Source organism: Ruegeria sp. BC5, from assembly GCF_056539205.1.
Genome location: NZ_JBQFUN010000002.1, coordinates 174,803 through 197,055, shown reverse-complemented (window position 1 = coordinate 197,055; position 22,253 = coordinate 174,803). Strand labels below are relative to the sequence as shown.

The 22,253-nt window shown below is 56.8% G+C and carries 14 protein-coding genes; 9 read left to right on the top strand and 5 right to left on the bottom strand.

Annotated features, from left to right (window positions below; translation table 11 throughout):
* Positions 1–8: 8 nt before the first annotated feature.
* Positions 9–2,048 carry a beta-propeller fold lactonase family protein gene (locus ACR0LY_RS09010; RefSeq protein WP_170350009.1) on the bottom strand — a complete coding sequence of 680 codons (2,040 nt, stop codon included), beginning with the start codon at positions 2,046–2,048 and terminating at the stop codon, positions 9–11.
* Between the two features lie 156 nt (positions 2,049–2,204).
* Between ACR0LY_RS09010 and ACR0LY_RS09005 the strand changes: the two genes are divergently transcribed.
* The 5 genes from ACR0LY_RS09005 (at position 2,205) to ACR0LY_RS08985 (ending at position 11,765) form a co-directional block, all read left to right on the top strand.
* Positions 2,205–6,101: a beta strand repeat-containing protein gene (locus ACR0LY_RS09005; protein WP_170350008.1), complete on the top strand. Its 3,897-nt coding sequence runs from the start codon at positions 2,205–2,207 to the stop codon at positions 6,099–6,101.
* Between the two features lie 56 nt (positions 6,102–6,157).
* Entirely contained in the window at positions 6,158–6,976 is an 819-nt protein-coding gene (locus ACR0LY_RS09000; RefSeq protein WP_170350007.1) for a SapC family protein, read from the top strand.
* Positions 6,977–7,082: 106 nt separating this feature from the next.
* Positions 7,083–8,327 (top strand): TolC family protein, encoded by a 1,245-nt coding sequence (locus ACR0LY_RS08995; protein WP_170350006.1) that lies wholly within the window; start codon positions 7,083–7,085, stop codon positions 8,325–8,327.
* Positions 8,324–10,471: a type I secretion system permease/ATPase gene (locus ACR0LY_RS08990; protein WP_170350005.1), complete on the top strand. Its 2,148-nt coding sequence runs from the start codon at positions 8,324–8,326 to the stop codon at positions 10,469–10,471. Before ACR0LY_RS08995 ends, ACR0LY_RS08990 begins: the two co-directional genes overlap by 4 nt.
* Positions 10,455–11,765 carry an HlyD family type I secretion periplasmic adaptor subunit gene (locus tag ACR0LY_RS08985; RefSeq protein WP_170350004.1) on the top strand — a complete coding sequence of 437 codons (1,311 nt, stop codon included), beginning with the start codon at positions 10,455–10,457 and terminating at the stop codon, positions 11,763–11,765. The genes ACR0LY_RS08990 and ACR0LY_RS08985 overlap by 17 nt, the downstream gene beginning before the upstream one ends.
* Before the next feature lie 66 nt (positions 11,766–11,831).
* Here the strand turns inward: ACR0LY_RS08985 and ACR0LY_RS08980 are convergent, their stop codons facing one another.
* From ACR0LY_RS08980 to ACR0LY_RS08965, 4 genes are all read right to left on the bottom strand, one after another.
* A complete protein-coding gene (locus ACR0LY_RS08980) occupies positions 11,832–13,598 on the bottom strand; it encodes an ABC transporter ATP-binding protein (RefSeq protein WP_170350003.1) in 1,767 nt (588 codons plus the stop codon).
* 270 nt (positions 13,599–13,868) lie between these two features.
* Positions 13,869–14,570, bottom strand: a complete 702-nt coding sequence (locus tag ACR0LY_RS08975; RefSeq protein WP_170350002.1) for a response regulator transcription factor — start codon at positions 14,568–14,570, stop codon at positions 13,869–13,871.
* Positions 14,570–16,435 carry a hybrid sensor histidine kinase/response regulator gene (locus ACR0LY_RS08970; protein ID WP_480640796.1) on the bottom strand — a complete coding sequence of 622 codons (1,866 nt, stop codon included), beginning with the start codon at positions 16,433–16,435 and terminating at the stop codon, positions 14,570–14,572. The genes ACR0LY_RS08975 and ACR0LY_RS08970 overlap by 1 nt, the downstream gene beginning before the upstream one ends.
* Before the next feature lie 94 nt (positions 16,436–16,529).
* The gene (locus ACR0LY_RS08965; protein WP_170350000.1) at positions 16,530–18,062 is read right to left on the bottom strand and encodes a sulfatase-like hydrolase/transferase; all 1,533 of its coding nucleotides are present in this window, start codon (positions 18,060–18,062) and stop codon (positions 16,530–16,532) included.
* 262 nt (positions 18,063–18,324) lie between these two features.
* Between ACR0LY_RS08965 and ACR0LY_RS08960 the strand changes: the two genes are divergently transcribed.
* The 4 genes from ACR0LY_RS08960 to ACR0LY_RS08945 are packed head-to-tail and all read left to right on the top strand — an operon-like array spanning position 18,325 to position 22,235.
* Complete coding sequence (locus ACR0LY_RS08960; RefSeq protein ID WP_170349999.1) at positions 18,325–19,449, top strand: ABC transporter permease; 1,125 nt, start codon at positions 18,325–18,327, stop codon at positions 19,447–19,449.
* Between the two features lies 1 nt (position 19,450).
* A complete protein-coding gene (locus tag ACR0LY_RS08955) occupies positions 19,451–20,266 on the top strand; it encodes an ABC transporter ATP-binding protein (protein WP_170349998.1) in 816 nt (271 codons plus the stop codon).
* 5 nt (positions 20,267–20,271) lie between these two features.
* Positions 20,272–21,588, top strand: a complete 1,317-nt coding sequence (locus ACR0LY_RS08950) for an MlaD family protein (protein WP_170349997.1) — start codon at positions 20,272–20,274, stop codon at positions 21,586–21,588.
* Positions 21,585–22,235: an ABC-type transport auxiliary lipoprotein family protein gene (locus ACR0LY_RS08945; protein ID WP_170349996.1), complete on the top strand. Its 651-nt coding sequence runs from the start codon at positions 21,585–21,587 to the stop codon at positions 22,233–22,235. Before ACR0LY_RS08950 ends, ACR0LY_RS08945 begins: the two co-directional genes overlap by 4 nt.
* Positions 22,236–22,253: the final 18 nt, after the last annotated feature.

Sequence of the window (22,253 nt, the reverse complement as noted above, 5' to 3'; positions counted from 1 at the left end):
CTGCGGTTTCAGACCGGTTCGAGGTTGCCCAGAAGGATCGAGGTCATATCGGTGCTAATCACATTGTCGACCACAGTGACATCGACACCGGTTTCATAACTGACATTGTTCTCGGTAATCCCGGACAGGTCTGCGTCATCATCAAGGAAAACCCATTCCGCTTCATGCGCGGTGGGCAGACCTACGGCTATTTGCAAGATGGCCAGCGCATCCAACGCATTGACCATTCCGTCCTGTGTAATATCGGCCGCGATCAGGTTCTCGGGCGTGGCCGGACCCCAGGTCGGGTCTAACCCGACCGACATGCGCAAGACCTGCAACGCATCCAGCGCCGTGATCTCATAGCTGGCCGTCGAATAGGTCTTGATGATATCCAACTCCCCCTCGAATGTGCCTGACGGCAAATCCAGATCGAACCGCCCCTCGTCATCCGCCCTGACGCTGATGGTTCCGCCACCATCCGGTGTAAATCGAATCTCAGCGTCCGACAGGCCAGGATTCGCGGTTTCGGAGTTTACAGTCACAGTGCCCTGCACCCCATCCGAGCTGCCAGGATCCAACCCACCAAAATCGCCAAAATCGACAGGGATATGATCCGGCCCGCCAAAGCCCGCGCCAAACACTTCAGCGCTGGTCAGGGGCCCTCCGGTTGAAGAGTTGATCACGATGACCTCATCGAGAAATTTGATCTGCGCCCCCTGCGCCGTGGCTGTGAACATCAGTTGCCCCGGCGTGCGCAGCAGCGGATAGTCGAATAAATCCAACCGGTCGGTTCCGGCCTGAAAGCCGTTAATTGTTGTGGGGTCACTGCCGTATTGCATAACAAAGATATCCGCGCCGGCACCCCCATGCATGGTTGTTGCGCCGATACCTGCGATCAGAATGTCGTCACCTGCGCCACCCATCAGGGTTGTTTCGAGGATACTGCCGCTGAGCATGTCATTCTGCGCAGTTCCCGTCACCGTACCAAAGCCATCGCGCACGATGCCCAAATCCGCAATCGAAACGCTGAGTTGCGTCAAGCCTTCATCCTGTTGCGCGCCGACAAGAATCTGAAGCTCGTCCCCGACATGGGCAACACTCAATGTTTCGACATTCTGCAACCCGCTGTGAATAGTGTCGGCAAAGCTGTTCTGATGCACCAATTGCCCGCCAGGTGTCAGCGTGAAAAGGGAAACGCCATCATCGCCGCCACCAGCAACAACAAACACATGCCCGTCAGCCTCGATCACGGCTAAATCCTGAACCGTTTCGAACCGTGTATGCAAGGAATCCAAAACATGATCCGTGGGGATCAATCGCCCGTCACCCGCTAACTCCATAACGCTCAGCGAGTTGCTGCCTGCCCCTGCCACAATGACCCAGGATTGGCCATAGGCTTGCACCACTTCGACCGCCGTCGGTGAAGCAATCCCTAAAGTCGCTAGCGCGTCGCTGTTGTCGACCACTGTCAGCACACCGGTGTTTTGATCGACATTGTAGGTGCTGATCGTGCCGGTGGTCGCGTCGGCTGCAATCACGAAATGATCAGCCCCGGCTTGCAGAACTTGCATCGAATCAGCCTGCCCCGCGATCGACGCCGACAGGCTCAATGTGCCGTCCCCGTTCACGGTATAGGTTGCAATCTGCCCTGTCGATTCGTGCGCGATGGTCAGGATATCGCCGAACTGCACTAGGGCCGAGATATCTCCGCCGCCGGTCAGTGTCCCCGTTTCCTGAAGCGGGCCTAAGGTTCCATCTGGGTTCAGGTCATACCCGATCAATCCAGTCGCCGTACGTACATCCAGAACAAGTTGATCGTCTCCGGCCAGCGTTACAGGCATACCGATATCGCCAACCTGAAACGTGATCGTGCCACTAAAAAATTCGGTGTCTTGCAATTGCGGCAGCGCACCTTCGACCAGCTTCCAAACCGCGATACCGCCGCCCGGACCGGTCACGCTGTACAGGTACGTGACGTCATTAAGCGTTTTTAAAGCCGTATGGCCGATACCTGAATCGAGCGCTGCGCTCCCCGTTGCAACCACTCCTTCGAACTGAAGCATCATATCCAATCACCCCACGCCATACCCGGCACCGATTACAGGATGATCCAATGCCCAGTCCGAAACCAAAGCTGGAATGTGGAGAAAACGAGGAGTTCGGCTTCAGTTTAACTCAATTTTTTCTGGTCCGACCGCATGAGTCACCGAAGAGAAAGACAGATGAACAAAACCTGGATTCTTCGAACGGGTGCGGAAACCACATGTGAGGGCAAGATGACCAAAGAACCTGAATCCAAGATCAACCCGGCCGATGCTCAGCCTGATACCGAACGCAAGCGACACATCCGCCAGTGGATTGACGGCAAGATGCGCCGTTGGGCCGGACGTGGCATTGTTGGCGGGCTCGGGTCAACGATCCTCGCGCTGCCCGCCCTGGCGCAGGCCACAATCGAAGAGCTTTATGCGTTCCAATTCGCGGAAACGATTCCTGGCGTAAGATCCGTCAAGCTGTTGGACAATGGCGACGTTCTTTTGAAATTGGCCGATGGTCGCAAGATGGTTGTCGCCGCCGAAAACGTACAGGTGCTTGATAGTGGCGCAATCATGATCGCCGAAGACGCCGTGTCCGAGATTGCCCAGTTCAGCCTGGCAGAGGCCGGAGGCGCTGCAGCGGCAGGAGGTCTTAGCGGCGCAACCGCGGCGCTGGGTGGTCTTGGTTTGGCGGGTGCTGCAGCCGCTGCCGGGGGTGGCGGCGGCGGTGGCGGAGACGACGATACCGCGCCGTCACCCGCACCTGCGCCTGCACCGACACCCAGCTATCCGGTTCTCAACTTGGCAGGTTCGCAGGGCGATATGCTAAGCACGGCACGCACTGGACTGACTGCACCAGAGGGTACTGAAACTGTCGAAGTGACAATCGGATCGCTCACCAAAACCGTAACCCCCGAAGATGACGGAAGCTGGAGCCTTTCGCTGACTCCTGCCGAGGCCGCAACCTTGCCACAGGGCGTGCAAACCGTAACGGTCCGCAATCTCGACGCCGAGGGCGCGGAATTGTCAGCAGAAACAGTGACATTTGCCGTGGATACCATCCCACCGACCCTGACCATTACAGGGTTTTCGGACGGGGCGGTGATGAATGCCTCGGAACAGACCACTGATCTCAACGTAGTCGGGACAACGAACGCCCAGGATGGGCAAACCGTAGTCGTCACGATCAACGGACAACCCTTCACCGGTACTGTTGCTGGCGGACAATGGAGCGTATCGGTCCCTGCCGCCAATCTGGCGACCCTGCCGGACGGTGCCACGATTGCGGTCACCGCAGATGTCAACGATCAGGCAGGTAACTCGGCAACACAAGCCGATGCCAGCTTTGATACAGACTTTACCGCTCCGACGATTACTCTGGACCCTGTTGCCGGCGGGTCTATCGAATTGATCGATGTCAGCGCCGACCTGACCCTGACAGGGTCAACCACAGCTGTCGACGGTCAGACGGTTTCCGTCACACTTGACGGTCAAACATATTCAACCACGGCCACGGGTGGCGCATGGAGCGTAACAGTCCCAAGCGCCGATCTGACCGGGCTATCGACGGGTGTTCCGGCAACCGTCAATGTCACGGTCAGCGATGCCGCCGGCAACATTTCGGTCCCGGCTTCGGCTTCTGTTCCTGTTGATTTGACGGGCCCGTCTATCTCCGTTTCTCCGCTATCCGTTGGCGGGGTTCTCAACGCGGTCGAGGTTGGGTCCGATCTGACAATCTCGGGATCGACGGCCAATGTTGAAGACGGCCAGCAGGTCACCGTTACCTTGAACGGCCAAACCTATACAGACACGGTCTCGGGCGGGAGTTGGAGCGTGACAGTTCCGGCCGCTGACCTGGCATCCCTGGCTGACGGAGGAAGCTTTGCGGTGACTGCTGACGTTTCCGATACCGATGGGCTGGCAGCACCTCAAGCCAGTGTACCTCTTGCCAAAGATGCAACCGCCCCGACCCTGTCCATTGACAGTTTTTCGGATGGCGCTGTTCTGAACGCAACCGAGCAGGGAACAGACTTGACCATCAACGGTTCGACCACGGCCGAAGATGGTCAGCTCGTGACGGTTTCGATGAACGGTCAGACCTATACCGGGGCGGCCTCGGGTGGCGCATGGTCTGTCACTGTTCCTGCGGCGGATCTTGCCGCCTTGTCTGACGGTGTCACCATTCCGGTCACGGCAGACGTGTCCGACACGGCGGGAAATCCGGCGATCCAGGCCAGCAACAGCTTTGATACAGACTTTACCGCCCCTTCGATCAGCGTCACAGGCCTGTCGGATGGCGCCGTCATGAATGCCGTGGAACAAGGCACAGACCTGACTGTCAGCGGTACCTCTGACGCCGCAGACGGCACGGTTGTCACGGTCGAAATCGCCCGACCCGACGGAACCGTGGATGTCACGGGCACCGCTACGGTCAATAGCGGCAGTTGGAGCTATACAGCCTCGGCTGCAGATCTTAGCGCATTGCAGGATGGCGTATCATATGATGTCGATGCTTCGGTAACCGACGCGGCAGGCAACAGCGCGCAGGACACCACAAGCTTTGCCACTGATTTCACTGTTCCGACAGTGACTCTCGACCCCTTGCCGGTTGGAACCGAATTGGACGTGACCGAGCAAGGCAGCGACCTCACGATCTCGGGCACGACCAGTGCCGAGGATGGGCAAACCGTTTCCGTCAGCCTGAATGGCCAAACGTATACCGGTACCGCGTCGGGTGGTTTCTGGTTTGCAACCGTTCCTTCCGCTGATCTGGCGGCCCTTGCAGACAGTACGGGCTATCCGATTTCAGCCAGTGTAGCCGATCAGGCCGGAAACCCGGCCACCTCGGCGACCATCACATTGACCACTGACCTTCGGCCCGTATTGACCATAAACCCTGTCGGTTCAAACGGCGCTGTGTCGTTGGCCGACGCGCAGGCGTCAGGTGTAACCGTATCGGGCACATCTGCCGGACTAAGTGCAGGTCAGGCGGTGGACGTCACCCTGAACGGCAGCCCCGTCGGTTCTGCGACGGTCGCCGCAGATGGAAGCTGGTCTCTAGCTGTTCCTGCCTCGAATTTCTCGGGGATTAACGCAGGTGACGACCTTGATTTTGCAGCGGACGCAACTGTTTCCGGTGGTCCTTATCCCCTAACCGCAAACGATGACAATACGGCCCATGAACCAGCCGCTTACGTCATTACACAGGCCGGAATCAGCGGGAACACCGTGACATTCGAGATCTATGCAGATGCTGATCGGGATATCTCAAGCGGTCTTGCAATGACGGCAGAACTGGGCTTTGACCCATCCGTCGTAACCTTCGACACTGGGTCGGATGTTGGCAACGGGGCATTCGATTTCTTCGTGTCCAACCCGATCGGAGGGAACGTGATCCGCTTTGCCGGTGCAGCAACCACCTTCACGGATCTGAACCAGCCTCTGGTTACATTCGAGATGACCGTTGTTGACCCAAATCAGCCCATCGAGTTGACGATCACGACCCCGGATGGTGGTCCAAGCGTTTACCAGATTGGCACCAGCGGCGACGACACCTTGGTAGCCTCTGATTTGGATAATTTTATCCGCGGTCAAGACGGTGATGATGCGATTGACGTTTCGGACGCTGGGCGCGACGTCATCCTATTCGAGCCTGATCCAGCCGCAAACGGCGTCGATACAGTGACAGGCTTTTCAATTGGAACCGCGACCGAAGTGTCTGATGCTGTGATGTTCAGCGGCCTAAGCTTCGGAACACTTCGCGGAGATGGCACCGATGTCGAGACACTGGCCGTCGGTGACGCCATCGGCGCAGATACCGGGGTCGTCGGTCTGACTACGGTATTGGGCGACCTGTCTGAGAACACGATCGAAACTGCAGTTGAAAGCCTGACCGGGATTCAAACTGGCGACGAGATTTACGTGATGGCGACGGATGGGACCGACAGTGTGCTGGTCAAAGTCGACTATACCGCCCCGAACTCTGCAACGGTTGAAACCGTGGCGCAATTCTCCGGATTGGATGACCTAAGCGGTCTGAGTGCGGACAACATCCTGCACACCGACCCCACCGGGGCCACAGCCTGAACAGAAATTCGGCTGCCGCCGTTTCTGGCGGCGGTCACTCAAATCACGGGGTAAAAATGGCGCAGAATGGCCTGGTTCCAGTCACCTTTTCCCGGCATGGGCGGCGTTACTGGACACGTTTCATGTCTTACCAATTCGCGGCCAATCGCGCTGAATGCGCAATTGTCTTTCAAGAAGCTCAACAAGCGGCCGCCACTTTTCCCATTTTGTTCAAGAAAACAGCCAGAGGTTATGAGCCAACCGGTATATTGTCCGTTCTCAAAGATAGGCCTACTCCATTTGTATCGCAGGCGGGCCGGTGGCTTGCCGCCTATGTGCCCTCTGCTTTACGTTGCTATCCTTTTCAGGCCGCACCCACCGGTCGCAAAAAGGCAGATCAGGCACCTCTGTTTCAATTAAATGTGGATGAATCCTCTGGGTTGCTAAGCGACGACCCAAAGGACGAAGCATTTTTTGACAATACCGGAGCCGTTTCACCTGCTTTGCGTGAGGTGAAAATCTTTCTTCAAGCCCGCGCTGCGGCCTGTGAGGCAACCCTGGCCCTGTGTCAGATCATCGATAGTCTTGGGTTGTTCGAATTAATTGCGTCACATGATGGGATACCCCTGCCGCCGGACAAGTTTGGGGTGTCAGTCCAGCGGCTCAAGACTTTGTCGCAGGTTGAAAAGCTGAAACTGGTCGATTCGGGTGCTCTTTTCTTGATCCACGCGCATCAGATTTCACTGTCACATTGCGGGTGGTTATCCCGGGCTCATCAACAGCTTGCACAGCAAAACCCGCAAGAAAAATACACGGAAAATTCAGATATTTCCGGTTTCCTCTATGCCATGGCCAACGCTCAGAATGACGACTTTCTTGGAACCAGTGGGGTGTGAAACACCTATGCCAATACATGATCGCAAAGTAAAATTTGCAGCTTTAATCTGTCTCGCCGCGTTGTCTTCGGCTTGCACGCCCGCACCCGAACTGACGGGGGTTGAAATGTCGCTTTCCCGTGGCTCAGTGGGCGCGGGCGCGAACGCTCCTTCACCGCGGCTTGCGCAAAGTGCATTTGGTCAAAAGGTCCGGGTCGCTGTCGAATCCAACCCCGACTTGGCGCAGAGCGCAACTCGACTTGAAGTCGCTGCTGCCAATGAGGACGCCGCCAAAGGGGCGTTCTTACCGCAAGTGTCCATCGGCGTAAACGCACGATCCGAGCGCATTGAATCGGATATTGCTGACGTTACCCCCTATTTGCGAATTTCGCAGCTAGTCTATGACGGCGGCGCGGCCTCGAATGACCTGGCTGCCGCAAAAGCCCGCGTGCTTCAAAGCCGGGGCGACCAGTTGCAAACCGCAGCGGCAATCGCGCTTTCGGCAATCGAGGCCTATGTTGTGGTTCTTGACAGGCGGAAAATCCTGGGCATATCGGAACAGAACGTGTCGGCTCACGAAGAAATGCTTCGCCAAATAGCCGAGCGAACCGCGCAGGGTGTAGGTTCAAATGCGGATGTTCTGGCGGCCCGCTCTCGCATGGCTGACGCGCAGACAAGATTGGCGGATGCTGAGGCCAGACTAGATCGTGCGGATGCTCAGTTTCGCGAATTTTTCGGCTCTGCCCCCGGGGTATTGCCCCCTCCGGTTGCGGCCCCAAAACTGTCGAGAACTGATGCTCAGATCGTGATGGACAGCCCACAGGTTCGGCGGGCGGATGCAGCGCTGCTATCCGCAAAGGCCGAGCAGGCTGCTGCTCAATCCCGGCGCCAGCCTGGCGTTCAGGTTGCAGCCTTTGCTGATCGGGATGATAGGAATGACGCGAATTTCGGCGTCGACCTGTCATTCAATTACGAGATCGACAGCACAGGACAGCGCCGCGCTGCAATTGCGGCGGCAGAGGCACAGGTCAAAGAGGCTGAATTCACACGAGAATCTGTAATCCGGGACATACGGCGAGAGTTGGAATTTGTTCGCTCGGATCAGCAAGCTGGCGCAGTGCGGCTGCAGGCCGCCCGCATCGCAGTGCAGGCCAACGCCGACAGTGTCTCAGCAGCACGCGAGCAATTCACAATAGGACGGCGCAGTCTGATCGAAATCCTGGACGCGCAACGAGATTATGTGAACGCTCAGGAAAGATTGATCCTGGCTGAGCAGAATTTTTTCCTGACCAACTATGCCGCGCTCAGCCTCACTGGTGACATTCTGGACCTTCTGGGGATTTCATCGGCCAAGTGGGGTGAGGGTCTATGACACAACTGCTGCCAATTTCACGAGACCCCGAGCTTACGCCTTTGGAAAAATGCCTGTTGCACGTCGCGGCTCAATTGGATCGGCCGATGACAAGCGCCACTTTGTATGCCGCGCAATCAGGAACGACCGGGGAACTTACCCTCCGTGACGCTATCGAAGTGGCACAAAGGGCTGGTTTGCAGGCCGGATACGGCAAACGAAAGCTGCGGGATTTCGACACCCAACTGGCACCAGCGCTTTTGCTGTTGCAAGACAATAAAGCCGTTGTTTACCACGGTCGTTCGCCCGATGGGCATCTTTTGATTTTCGACCCTGAGCTTGGGGCTGATATCGGTGAAGTGTCAGAAGATAAGTTGAGGCACATTTACACCGGATATGCCCTTCTGTTTCGCCGCAATTATCGCGACGAAGTATCAAACAGCGATTCCTCATATTCCGGGCACTGGTTCTGGTCGGCAATGGCCGCAAACCGATGGTCTTACACACAGGTTATTCTGGCGGCAGCGCTCGCCAATCTGCTTGGCCTTTCAACGTCGATCTTCATCATGGTGGTTTATGACCGCGTTCTACCCAACGAAGCGACTGAATCCCTGATTGCGCTGACCGCTGGCGTCGGCCTCGCACTAGGCTTCGATTTCATCCTAAAGCTGTTGCGCGCCGGGTTCATTGATCGCGCCGGGCAAAAGGCCGACATGCTGATGGGGCGTCGTGTGTTTGATCAGGTTCTGAACATCCGAATGAAATCGCGTACAGGCTCGACTGGCGCCATGGCCAGCACAGTTCGTGAGTTCGAAACTCTACGCGAGTTCTTTACTTCGGCCACGCTGGTTGCGCTGGTTGATCTGCCGTTTATCGCGCTGTTCATCTTTGTCATCCATCTGGTGGGTGGACCGCTGGCGCTTATCCCGGCCCTCGCGGTTCCAATTGTGTTGCTTGCGGGAATTGCCGTTCAACCAGTGTTGGCACGCCTGGCAGAGAAAAGCTTTTCAGACGGGCAATCCAAGCAATCCGTTCTGGTGGAAACGGTTTCAGGGCTTGAGACCATCAAAACCACCGCAGCGGCCAGGCAAATGCGAACCCGTTGGGAAAATGCGATAGAACGACAATCGTCACACGGCGCGCGAAGCCGAACGGTGACGCAGTTTGCCCTGAATCTGACCGGTTTCACCCAACAGGCTGCACAGGTATTGATCGTCTTCTATGGCGTGTTTCTGATCACCGACGGTCAGGCCAGCATGGGGGCGTTGGTTGCCTCGGTCATGCTAACGGGGCGCGCTTTGGCCCCGTTGGGACAGCTTGCCCAAACCTTGACCCGCGTCAACCAGGCCCGAAGCGCTTACCGCAGTTTGGATGCCTTGATGCAGGCCGAAAGCGAAAGGCCACAAGGACGCAATTGGGTAAGTCGAAACGGTTTCGAAGGCCGGATCTGCTTCAAGGATGTTCACTTCGCCTATCCCGATCAGACCGAGGACACTTTGGCCGGCGTGTCATTTTCAATTGAACCGGGTGAGAAGGTCGCGATTTTGGGGCCAATCGGCTCGGGTAAAAGTACTGTGGCCCGGCTGTTGCTTGGACTTTACCAGCCGCGCTCGGGGTCGGTTCTGCTGGACGGGGCAGATATCCGGCAGATCGACCCTGGTGATCTGCGTCGAAACGTCGGGTCGATCCTACAGGATATCTGGCTGTTTTCTGGCACGGTACGCGAGAACATAAACAGCGGCACCGTCAGGCCACGCGATCAGGACTTGATCCATGCTGGGAAGGTGGCTGGGGTCGAAGATTTTATTGCCCATACCCCCAATGGATACGACCTGAAACTGGCGGAACGGGGCGAAGGTTTGTCCGGTGGTCAGCGGCAAGCCATTGCTTTGGCCAGGGCACTGGTCGGACGACCTCCGGTCCTGTTGCTGGATGAACCGACCAGCGCGATGGATGTAAAAACCGAGGCCGAAGTGATCCGTCGCCTGAAACAGGCAACGCAGGACACAACGATGGTCATCGTCACGCATCGCACCAGCCTTCTGGAGCTGGTGGATCGGGTCATTGTGATCGAAGGCGGGCGCGTGGGCGCAGACGGCCCGAAAAGCTTGCTGGCCCAACACGTCCGCAAAACACGGAGGCACCTGAATGTCGCGGCATCCTGATCTGGCCACACTCGCGCGTGAAATACGTGGACGCTCACCTCTACGTGGATCTCTGCTTTTGTTGGTGATTACGTCCTGTCTCATCGTGCTTGGACTGTGGGCGCATCTCACCGTATTGGACGACGTGACGCGCGTTGACGGTCGGATCGTGCCTTCGGCTGACATTCAGGTGATCGAAGCCACTGAACCCGGCGTATTGCAATCCCTGAAAATTCGGGAAGGGCAAGTGGTTGAAAAAGGAACGCTGCTGATGGAGTTCGAAACCACCCAGATCGACAGTCAGCTAAACCAGGAACAACAGCGTGCATTCGGGCTGATGGCGCGCACCCAACGTTTGCAGGCAGAAATTGACGGGACCGAACTGAGGTTTTCGCCGAACCTGATCAAAGGGTCCCCCGAGGTCGTGCATTCGGAAACCGCGCTGTATCAGGGGCGCCAATCCGAATTGCGTGCTGAAATCGCAATTCTTGAAAGGCAGCGTCAGCAACGCCAACAGGAATACGAGGAAGAGCTGGTGGATCGTGTGACAGCAGATCAGACGCTTAAGTTGCTGGCCGAAGAACGCGCGATGATGCAGCCACTGGTGGAAAAGAAAATGGAGCCAGCCACAACGCTTTTATCGCTCCGCCGTGGTGAGGCCGAATGGGAAGGCCGCAGAACGCGGGCCGTGGCCGCGACCAACAGGCTGAAAACTGGTCTAGACGAAATAGACGACCGCATCCGCGCAACGCGCAGCCGGTTTCGCAGCGCCGCGCTGACTGATCTGGCGCTGGCGACCACAGAGCTTGCGGCGTTACAACCCATTCTGCCAGCACTGCGCAACCGGGCCGACAGAGCACAGGTGCGATCGCCGGTTCGGGGTATCGTGAACCGGGTGCATCGCAGCACAATCGGGGGATTGGCCCGCAGTGGAGAGGAATTGATTGAAATTGTGCCCTTGAACGACACCTTGCTTGTCGAAGCCTATGTGCGGCCAGAGGACATTGCCTTTCTTCACTCAGGGCAGCCGGTCAAGGTCAAGATCACAGCCTATGACTTTGCCCGTTATGGGGCTTTGAACGGTCAAATCACGCGCATCGGTGCAGACACGATCACGCGGTCCGAACGTAATGACGAAGAAGTTTTTGTCGTAGAAATTGAGACCAGCAACTCGATGCTGGATGCCAATGGTCTGGCCGTTGAAATCATCCCCGGCATGATTGCCGAGGTTGACATTCTGTCGGGCAAAAAGACGGTGCTGGAATACCTTCTGCAACCTGTGGTCAAAGTCAAAGACAGGGCACTGCGCGAATAGGTCAAAACGGGTTAAGCCCGGTTGTAGGTCCACGTTACTGACCAGATCCTACAGAAGGGGCGGCTGTCAGGACACCGGTTGTTTGAACTGCTTATCAAACAATTTCCGGAACACCCCATCGTTCCCGACCAGAGTTTCCAAGTTGCCTTCCTCAATAACCTCACCGTCCTGAATGACAATGATCTTGTCCGCTTCCAACACGGTAGACAGCCTGTGGGCGATGACAATCGTTGTGACATTCTCGGTCAGCTTGTCCAGCGCGGTTTTCACAAGGGTTTCAGATTCTGCATCAAGGGCACTGGTGGCTTCGTCCAGCAACAAGATTTCAGACTTTCGCAGAATTGCTCGTGCAATGGCCAACCTCTGTTTTTGCCCGCCAGACAAAAACGCGCCATTCTCACCCACTTGCGTGTCATAGCCGAATTGCATCTTGCTGATAAATTCATGTGCATGGGCGGCCCGCGCGGCTTCGGTCACCTCTTCGTCGGTTGCCTCGGGACGCGCAAATCTGAGGTTCTCCATAATCGAAGCGGAAAACAGGAACGTTTCCTGACCAACATACGAGATCTTTTGGCGCAATGAGGCAAAGCTTGCCCCCTGTAGATCCTGCCCGTCTATTTCAACCGTTCCGCTATCAGGATCATAAAAACGCATGATCAGGCCAAAGATAGTAGATTTTCCGCCACCGGACTGACCAACAAGAGCCGTTGTCTTTCCAGCCTCAAATGTCACGTTCATATCCGAAATGACATTGGGGTTTCCCTTGTATCCAAAACTGAGATCCCTTAGCCGAATTTCACCCGGTCCAGATTCCAGCGGTTTGGCATCGGGGCTTTCCCGCATGGGCTCTTCTTCGTCCAGCAAATCAAACATCAGACCGATCGGAACCAGCGCCGTTTCAATGACAACGCGCATCTTCGACAAACGTTTTGCCGGCTCGTATGCCATCAACAGCGCCGTGATGAACGACATCAGCTGACCTGCGGTGGTTGGGCTGCTTCCTGCGATACCTATGGTGCTAATCACCAGAACCCCGGCTATGGCAAGGCCCGCCAGAAATTCCATCAGCGGGCTGGCTACCGATTGCAGTTTCGAAATCGAGTTCGCCCGTTTTTCAACCGATCTGATCGCCCCATTCATCCGTCCGACCATATGATCTTCGAGAGCAAAGACCTTGATGATAGTTATGCCACCGGAGGTTTCCTGAAGAACCTTGATGATCTCGGACAGCGCCGCCATCTCGGACTGCATGATCGAGCGAACGCGCTTGAGCAGGAAACGAACACTCACCAAGGCAACCGGGCCCACGACAAAGAACAGCACTGACAATAAAGGCTGCTGATAGACCATTACGAAAACCAGACCGATCAATGTCAGTAAGTCTCGCACAAAGCTGGTGACAACGACGTTGACCAGCCGTCTGGCCGCCTGAGCCCCCTGCGTCACGCGCATCAAAAGGCCCGAGGATTCGTTTCTGGAGAAAAAGCCCACACCGCGCTTGATCAGCTTGGCGTAAAGACGCTCTTGTTGAACAGCGATGATGCGGTTTCCGGCCCGGGCCAAAAACACTGCCTGTACATAAGATGCAGCCGCCTTGCCGAAAAACAGCGCAATTACAGCCCCGGCAACCAGAAAGACCTGCGAGCGCATCTCAGGCTCGGTCATGGTGTTGACGATGTTTTCCATCATCCACGCGGTACCGGCAGTGGTTGCAGCAACCACAACCATGGCCATCATCGCGATCCCATACAACCAGCCCTGGCTGCGCAGGCTTTCGCCCAGCAAACGGCCGATGTGACCGGATTGCCATTTGGCCAAGGTTTTTTTGATCATTCTACTCTCCAAAACCCTTAGCTGTTCCGATACCCGGCAGCGTCATGGTCTTAACCCGCATTGCACCGGCAACCCCCGGACAGGATGGTGTTAGTTATGCGCGACTGCGCCAAGAATCCATAGCCCGTGCGCAGATAATAAAAGCTATGTGTTCCAGCTGACATCAGGTTTAGGATTTTGTCCTATTTTTCGTGTAACGAAGTGGTTTTGCTAAAATATTCACAACATGAGCTCCAGTATAAGACCGCCTTTCAGCTATTGATAGGCGCTTTACCGCCATTCGACGTCCCCCAGAAAAATGTAACCTGCGCCATAGATCGTCTTTATCAGGCGCGGGTTTTTCGGATCTTCGCCCAGCTTGGTGCGCAACCGAGAGATGCGCACATCCATTGCCCGGTCAAAGCTGTCGCCAGCCGCACCGCCCAGTGCCTCTTGCATCTGAGATCGGCTGATCAGGCGTTTCGGGCTGTCCAAAAACAATCGCAGAACTTCCCCCTCCGCATGGCTGAACGGTGTCTCTGCGCCACTGGCATCAATCAGGACATAGCGGTCAAAATACGCAGTCCAACCATTGAACATCGCCACATCCGACTGCGAGGTCTGCTGGCGAGGGGACCGCAATCTGGCCCGAATGCGGGCCACAACCTCGGCCGGGTCGAACGGCTTGGTAATGTAATCATCCGCCCCAAGCTCTAGCCCGGTCACACGATCTTGCACCTGCGCCCGACCTGAGATGATGATCACCGCTGCCCCCTGTTCCAGTGCCAGCCGATGCACCAACGCCAACCCGTCCGTATCGGGTAGGGACAGATCAACCAGGCACACATCCGGCGTCACACGTTTCAGCGCAGCCTCGAATTCCCGCGCCCGGGCAAAACTTTGGGTGCGGAATCCGGCCTCTTCCAGCGCGTCGGTCAGAACACGTCGGATTTCGGGTTCATCATCGACAATGGTGACCAGCGGTTGAGTCATCAGGTGCCCTCGGTTCGGATCAGGGCGGACAGCTGTGCCCGCGTAAACGGTTTGCTCAGGACCGGCGCCAGTGTCAGCGCCTGCCGGTGAAGCGGGTCAGAATAGGGCAACGAGGTCATCAAAATACACGCCAAGCCTGGCTTCAACTGCGCCAACAGGTCAAGACCCGTCCCCTGCCCTTCCAGTCGGATGTCTGACAGTACCAGCGCGATATCGTCAATATCCGCCGTCAAAGCCAGGGCTTCATCGACCGAGGTTGCCTCGATCACCGAACATCCAAGATCGACCAGCATATCGCGGAACTGCCCGCGCAGATCATCATTGTCTTCGACAAGCAGGACCAGCCCATCCTGCACCGGCGGGGCTGGACGATAGGGCAAACGCATGGCCACCGCTGCGCCCGAAGGCGTGTTGCGCAGGTTCAGGTCCCCGCCTGCCAGTTTTACAGTATCATAGACCATCGGCAGACCCAGCCCCGATCCTTTGCTGCCCTTGGTCGTAAAGAAAGGGTTCAGGGCTTTCTCTAAACCTTCCTCGGAAAAACCCGGTCCGGTATCGGTGACCGCAATCTCAATCCAGATCTCTCCGATCTTATGCGCGCTGATCGTCACCTGACCAAATCCAGCACAGGCATCGCGCGCGTTCAGAACAAGGTTCAACAACGCGTCCTGCACCATGCCCGGGTCCAGCATCAGCGCCTCATCCGGCAGAGTGTTGACTACCGACAGGCCGACGCCTCGCGGCAGGGATGGCGAGGCGAGGATGCGTAAATCTTCCAACAAGCCCCGCATGTCGGTTGCTTTTGGTTGAAATGTTCGGTTGCCGGTCATATCCGCGATCCGGTTCAGCAATTGCCCGCCCCTCAGCGCGGTTTGCTGGGTCGCGGCCACAAGCTCTCGCGCGGCTTCGGACAAATCCATCTTTTCCAACCGGGACTGCATACCCAAAATGATGGTCAACAGGTTCGAGAAATCATGCGCCAACCCACTGGTCATCTGCGCCGCCATGGCCCGGCGACGTGTCTGTTGCAGGGCCACACGCGCCTGCGTTTCCTCGGTAATATCGACAGACATCACATAGACGCCCCCCTCACCATCTGGTGAAAACGACACGCGGATGCGGCGGGAATCCTGATCCTCTGTGAACTCGAACACCGACGTTTCACCGCCATAGGCTTTGAGCAGGTAAGGTTCTACACGGGTAAAGGCCGCAGCACCCAACGCGTCAGATATGTGCATATCCAGAATTTCAGAAGGTCGGCTCGGCATGACCGAGCTGAGCCGTCGGTTGGAGTAATCATACCGCCCGTCCGGATTCAGATGGGCAATATGGGCCGGCATCATCTCGGTCGTCATGCGTGTGCGGGCTTCGATCTCGGTCAGCTGACGTTTGGCCTCTTCCAGCGCGGAGTTGGTCGCCGCTAGTTTCCGGTTGGCTGCCAAAAGCTCCTCGGCGCGGTCCAGCAATTGATCCGACAGTTCCTCGGACCGGGCACGCAGCAGGGCCTCGGCCTGTTTGGTGTTGGTGATATCGGTGTAGACGGATACCCAACCGCCTGTGGGCAAAGGCGCACCTTCGACCGAAATCACGCAGCCGTTGGCGCGCACACGTTCCATGTAATGAGGCTCGAACGCCAGCGCCTGTTGAACCCGCTGAGCGACGGCATCCTCGACATCAGTAACTTCACCATATTCACCGTGCGCAACCAGATAGCGGATCGTGTCGGCGAACAGCGCTCCGGGCTGCACAAGTTCATCCGGCAGGTCGAACATATCCTGAAAACGGTGGTTGCTGACCACAAGCCGCAATTTGCTGTCGTAGATCGACAGGGCCTGACCGATCAGGTTCAGACCCGCACTGGTCATCGACTTTATCTGTTGTTCAGTTATGTCCAATTTCGCCCTCTCCGCGAACCATGCGTAGCATCGGTTTCGTCACAGGTGTATAGGACAGATTGGATCAGTACCGCGGTTTGGACTTTGCCCCATCCGGCGTGATGGAATGCAGCGACAGCGTATGGTCCATGTTACGCATCCGATGCCGCAACATTTGCCGCCCCAAACGCGCCAGGTCCACCGCATGATCGGGGTTGCTTGCAACATCCTCCAGCTCGCCCTTGCCGTCGTGATCGAAAAGCAACGGCGGCAAATCAGCAGCAAATTCGACCAAAGTGAATCGGTCGTCGCGCAGAATGCCCAAACACGAGTCGCTGTTGCCCGTGCCCAATTGCTGTTGCCACAACGTAGGGTTTTCGGGCTCCGAGAAATCAAGCTCGCTAAAAGAATAGCCGCGCCAATCCTCAGGTACTTCGCCACGCAAAAGCGGCAACAAGGACCGGCCATCCATCGCATTCGGAACCGTCTGACCAACCCATTCAAGGATCGTCGGGGTTATATCGACCGACTCGGTTGGCGCAGACACTACCTTGCCCGCCTGAGATTCATTACCCGGCACCCGTATCATCAGCGGCGTATGATAGGCCGCGTCATAGACTGTCATCTTGCCCCAGCTGTGCCGATCACCCAGCATCTCGCCGTGATCGGCGGTGATCACCAGCAGCGTATCGTCGTATTGCCCGCTGTCCTTCAGGTACTGGATAACGCGACCTACATGATGATCCACTTCGGTTGCCAGCCCCAGATAGACCGAGCGCAGCGTCTGGATATTCTCAACCGTGGGGTCAACGTGATCGAAACCCAATACGAAATCCGCCGCCGTCTGCTTGTCCATCGTCGGGCCAAAGAAGGGATGCATCGCCCGTTCCTCAGCTGCTTCAGAGCAACCCGCAGGCAGCGGCAATGACGCCGGATCGTACATGTCATTATACGGTGCCGGGGCCACCAGCGGTGGGTGTGGTCGGATATAGGTCAAATGGGCAAACCAGTTCTGGCCCTTGAGCGCGGCAAGACTGTTCAGGAATGTGTCGGTCAAAAAGGCCGTGTCGCTGTCTTCGGCCTGGTACAGGGCCGGATCATTCAGGCGCGGTGCATCTCCGGTCGGCGACACCGGTTTGTGAACGTCCCAGTAATCGTCAAAGCGGTACCCTTTCTGCATCAGATGGGATCGCCACGGGTAGGATTCCTCCAACCGCATCTCGACGATTTCATCAAACCCGGCCATCGGGTTCTCATAGGATTTCAGAACCGGGTCACCTGCGTCATGCACACGCGGATCGGCCGAGGTATCGGTATAGCCGAACAGCATGGGCAGGTAACCGGCCTTACGCATCTCGGTCGCGATATTCGGCGTATCATGCCGCAGCGGTGTGCCATTGCGGACCGAGCGGTGATTCATCGCATACTGCCCAGTCAGGATCGAGGCCCGCGAAGGCCCGCAAGGATTGGTGACCGAAAAGTGGCGGTCAAATGTCACGGCCTCATCCATAAACGCCCGCATGTTCGGCAGATCGACGTGATCCGCAAGGGCACCGTTCAGGCAATCTGCCCGCAACTGATCAATAATGATGAACAGGACATTTCCCGCGTGCTTCATGACACTTACCTTGATTCCAACGAGGCGTTTCCGCTGCAGACTGTGACTTGGTTCCGTGGTCGCGGCAAGCCGTTCATCGCGCTGATATTTGAGCACGCTTTTTTTCGTATCACGTACAAAAAACAGTCATTTAAGGGGATGGCGCACATGGCTAGCGTCAGGCGGACCCAAATTGTCACACCCCTGCTATGGTATGACGGCAAATCTGGTCACAGCGTAAAAATCCGTTGCAGCACAAAGTGGTTTCACATCACATACGACCATGACGCAGCCCATGATACATTCGGAACATGACGCCGACGGCGTCTGCCTGCGTATTTCGGGTGAAATGCTCACCAAATCTCTGGCGTCAGTAGAACAGGCTTTTGCCTCAACTCAACCCCAGGGTGGCAACGTCACGTTTGATCTGTCTCAGGTCGAGGCGCTGGATACCGGTGGCGCATGGCTGGTTGCCGATTTGGCCCGGCGAAACCGGGCCGTAGGCGCCGAGGTTCGGTTCGAAGGGTTAAGCCCGGCTCAGTCCGCCCTGTTGGACACTGTAGCCAAGAACTTACCTGACGATCCCGGTATCGAAGCGGAACACCGCAGTTTTGTTGATTGGGTCGCCAGCGTTGGTCAAGGCACAGCCGGTGCCTGGAAAGACACCCTTTCGATGCTGGGCTTTCTGGGCCTGACCCTGCATCGGTTGGCCCGCACCATTATTATGCCATGGCGGTTGCGACAGGCAGCGCTGGTATCTCAGATGGAGGAAACGGGTTTTAGGGCCATCCCGATTGTTGCCCTGATGGGGTTTTTGATCGGCGTTGTACTGGCCTTTCAGGGGGCCACTCAGCTGAAACAATTCGGGGCCGAGATTTTCGTGGTCGAACTGATCTCGATCTCGGTGCTGCGCGAGCTGGGCATCCTGCTGACGGCCATCATAGTTGCGGGCCGGTCCGGGTCGGCTTTCACCGCGTCAATCGGATCGATGAAAGTGCAGGAAGAGATCGACGCCATGCGAACGCTGGGCCTCGACCCGATCGAAGTGCTGGTGATCCCGCGCGTAGTCGCTTTGTTGATAATGTTGCCGATCCTGGGTTTCATTGCGGATATGGCCGCCCTGATCGGTGGGGGTTTGATGAGCTGGATTGATCTTGGCATCAGCCCCGGCATGTTCGTGACGCGGCTGAAGGAAAGCACCGGCATCTGGCATTTTGCCATCGGCATGATCAAAGCCCCGTTTTTTGCCGTGGTCATCGGCGTTATCGCCTGTTGGCAGGCAATGCAGGTGAAGGGATCGGCCCAGAGCGTCGGCCAAAGAACAACAGCCTCCGTTGTGCAGTCGATCTTTATGGTAATTGCACTGGACGCGCTGTTTTCGATCTTCTTCTCGGTGTTGGAGGTCTGACATGGACGGGAGCGTGCTTGAAAAGACCTCGGAAACCGGCGCTCAGCGCGAGGCAGTGATCCGCGTGCGCAATCTGACCAACCAGTTTGGAACGCAGGTGGTGCATCAGAACCTTAACCTGGACGTCTGGCGCGGTGAAGTATTGGGCATCGTTGGCGGATCGGGCACCGGCAAGTCGGTGCTGTTGCGCACGATTGTTGGGTTGAACAGACCCGCCGCAGGCAGCATCGAAGTATTGGGTGTCGACGTCCTGAACGGGCCCGAACAGGAACGTCGCCGCATCGAACGGCATTGGGGCGTGGCCTTTCAGGATGGCGCGCTGTTTTCGTCTCTGACAGTTTTGCAGAACGTCATGGCCCCGCTGCGCGAACACACCGGGCTAAGTGAAAAGCTGATGTGTGCCCTTGGCAGCCTGAAGATCAGCCTTGTAGGTCTGCCACAACTGAGCTGCGGCAAGTTTCCGTCAGAACTGTCCGGGGGTATGCGCAAACGCGCAGCCTTGGCCCGCGCACTGGCACTGGACCCCGAGATCGTGTTTCTGGACGAACCCACTGCGGGGTTGGACCCGATCGGGGCGGCGGCTTATGACGAGTTGATCGGCGAGTTGCAACACGCGCTGGGGCTGACCGTGTTTATGGTTACGCATGATCTCGATAGCCTCTATGCCATTTGCGATCGTGTCGCAGTGCTGGCCGAAAAACGCGTTCTGGTTGAAGGACGGATTGAAGAAATGACCAAAGTCGACCATCCTTGGGTGCAGGAATACTTCACCGGCCCCCGGGCGCGCGCGGCGCAAAAGAAGGGGCAGGACAGGTAGAGGCCATGGAAACCCGAGCGAATTATATCCTGATCGGCGCCTTCACCCTTGCGGGTATCCTTGGCGCATTCGGCTTTTTCCTATGGTTGGCGAAATTCGAGGTGTCGCGGCAATACGCCTATTATGATGTACTGTTCGACAACGTATCTGGCCTGTCTGCGGCAGGCGGCGTCAGCTACAATGGTCTGCCGGTCGGTCAGGTTATTTCGCTGAATCTGGACGAGGACGACCCGTCCAAGGTACGGGTCAGGCTTGAGGTCGACGCAGACATCCCCGTAACCGAAGACACAATTGCGCAGTTGCAATCACTGGGTGTCACGGGCGTTAGTTACGTGGAACTGACCGGCGGGTCCGCCAGCGGCACAAAACTGCCACAAGACAGTGTGATTAAAAGCAAGCGCAGCGCCATTCAATCGTTGTTTGAGGGCGCCCCGAAGGTGCTGGACGAGGCCGTTACCCTGCTGGAAAACCTCAATGCCGTAGTCGATGACAAGAACCGCAAATACGTCAGCGACATTCTCGACAATTTGGCTTCCGCTTCAGGCAAGTTGGAAAAGACGCTTTCGGATTTCGAAAACCTGTCGACGGACCTTGGGGGCGCCGCCAAAAAGCTTGGCGATTTCACAGATCGACTGGATCAGTTGGCCGACACCGCCGAAACGACCCTGACAACCGGCACGGATACGCTGAAAAGCGTGAAAACCGCATCGGACTCGGCAACCGCAACTCTCGACAGCGCCAAGGTCACAATCGAAACAGCGGATCGCATAATTCAGGAAGATATCCGTCCCTTCATCGAACGCGCCACAAACCTAGCCGAGAACCTGAACGGTCTGACGAGCGAGGCCGAAGTCTCGCTGGCGACTATCACCGAGACATTCTTGAATGCAAATAAAACGCTGGGGTCAATCACGGGTGCGATGGACACGGCAAAAGGCACGCTGACCTCGGCAGAACGTGCCTTTGACTCGGCCAACAAAGTCATAACCGAAGACGTCGGCACTGTAATGAACGACATCCGTACAGCCGCAAATGAGGTATCCGCGACTGTGAAGAACGTCACCCAACGTCTAGACGACATATCCGCCGATATCCTGAGCGCATCGAAATCAGCCTCGGAACTGCTGGGCACCATCGACGGTATCGTCCAGGACAACCGCCGTCAGCTGTCCGATTTCCTGCGGGTCGGTCTGCCGCAGTTCACCCGCTTCATCGAAGAATCGCAACGACTGGTCATCAGCCTGGATCGTCTGGTGGATAAGGTCGAACGTGATCCCGCGCGTTTCCTTCTTGGAACCCAAGCATCGGAGTTTCGCCAATGATTAGGCATTTACTTGTGGTTCTCGCCCTGGTGTCTCTGGGGGGATGCGCGGGGCTGGGAACGCTCAGGCAGGCATCAAAGCCTAATGATTTGTACTTGTTGACACCAAAAAGCACGTTTTCGTCTTCGTTGCCGCGCATTCAAAAACAGGTCGTGGTGCAGGAACCAACGGCCACCGCAGCCGTCAACACCGATCAGATTGCTATTCAACCCACCCCGTTGCAGGTCCAGTATCTGCCACGGGCGCGTTGGGTGGACCGCGCGCCGCTGATCGTTCAGGCGCTGCTGGTGGAAAGCTATGAAAACAGCGGCAAGGTGGCTGCCGTTGGTCGTTCGACCGTTGGATTGCGCGCGGACTACGTCATCGTTCCGGACTTGCGGGAATTTCAGGGCCTTGTGATCGCTGAGGACGACGGATCGTCAACTGTACGGGTCGAAGTTCGAATGAACATCAAGATCATCGACGAGTTCGAAGACAAGATCATCGCGTCAGATTCCTTCCGGGAATATGTGGTCGCCGCCAGCGATAAAACTCCTGATCTGGTCCGAGCGTTCGATGATGCGTTGGGCAAGACCATGCGGGATGCGGTGGAATGGAGTGTGCGCAAGATCAACACCCACGCCGCGAATAATTCTGATCGATTTTAGGGTAGGTAAACGGGCGCT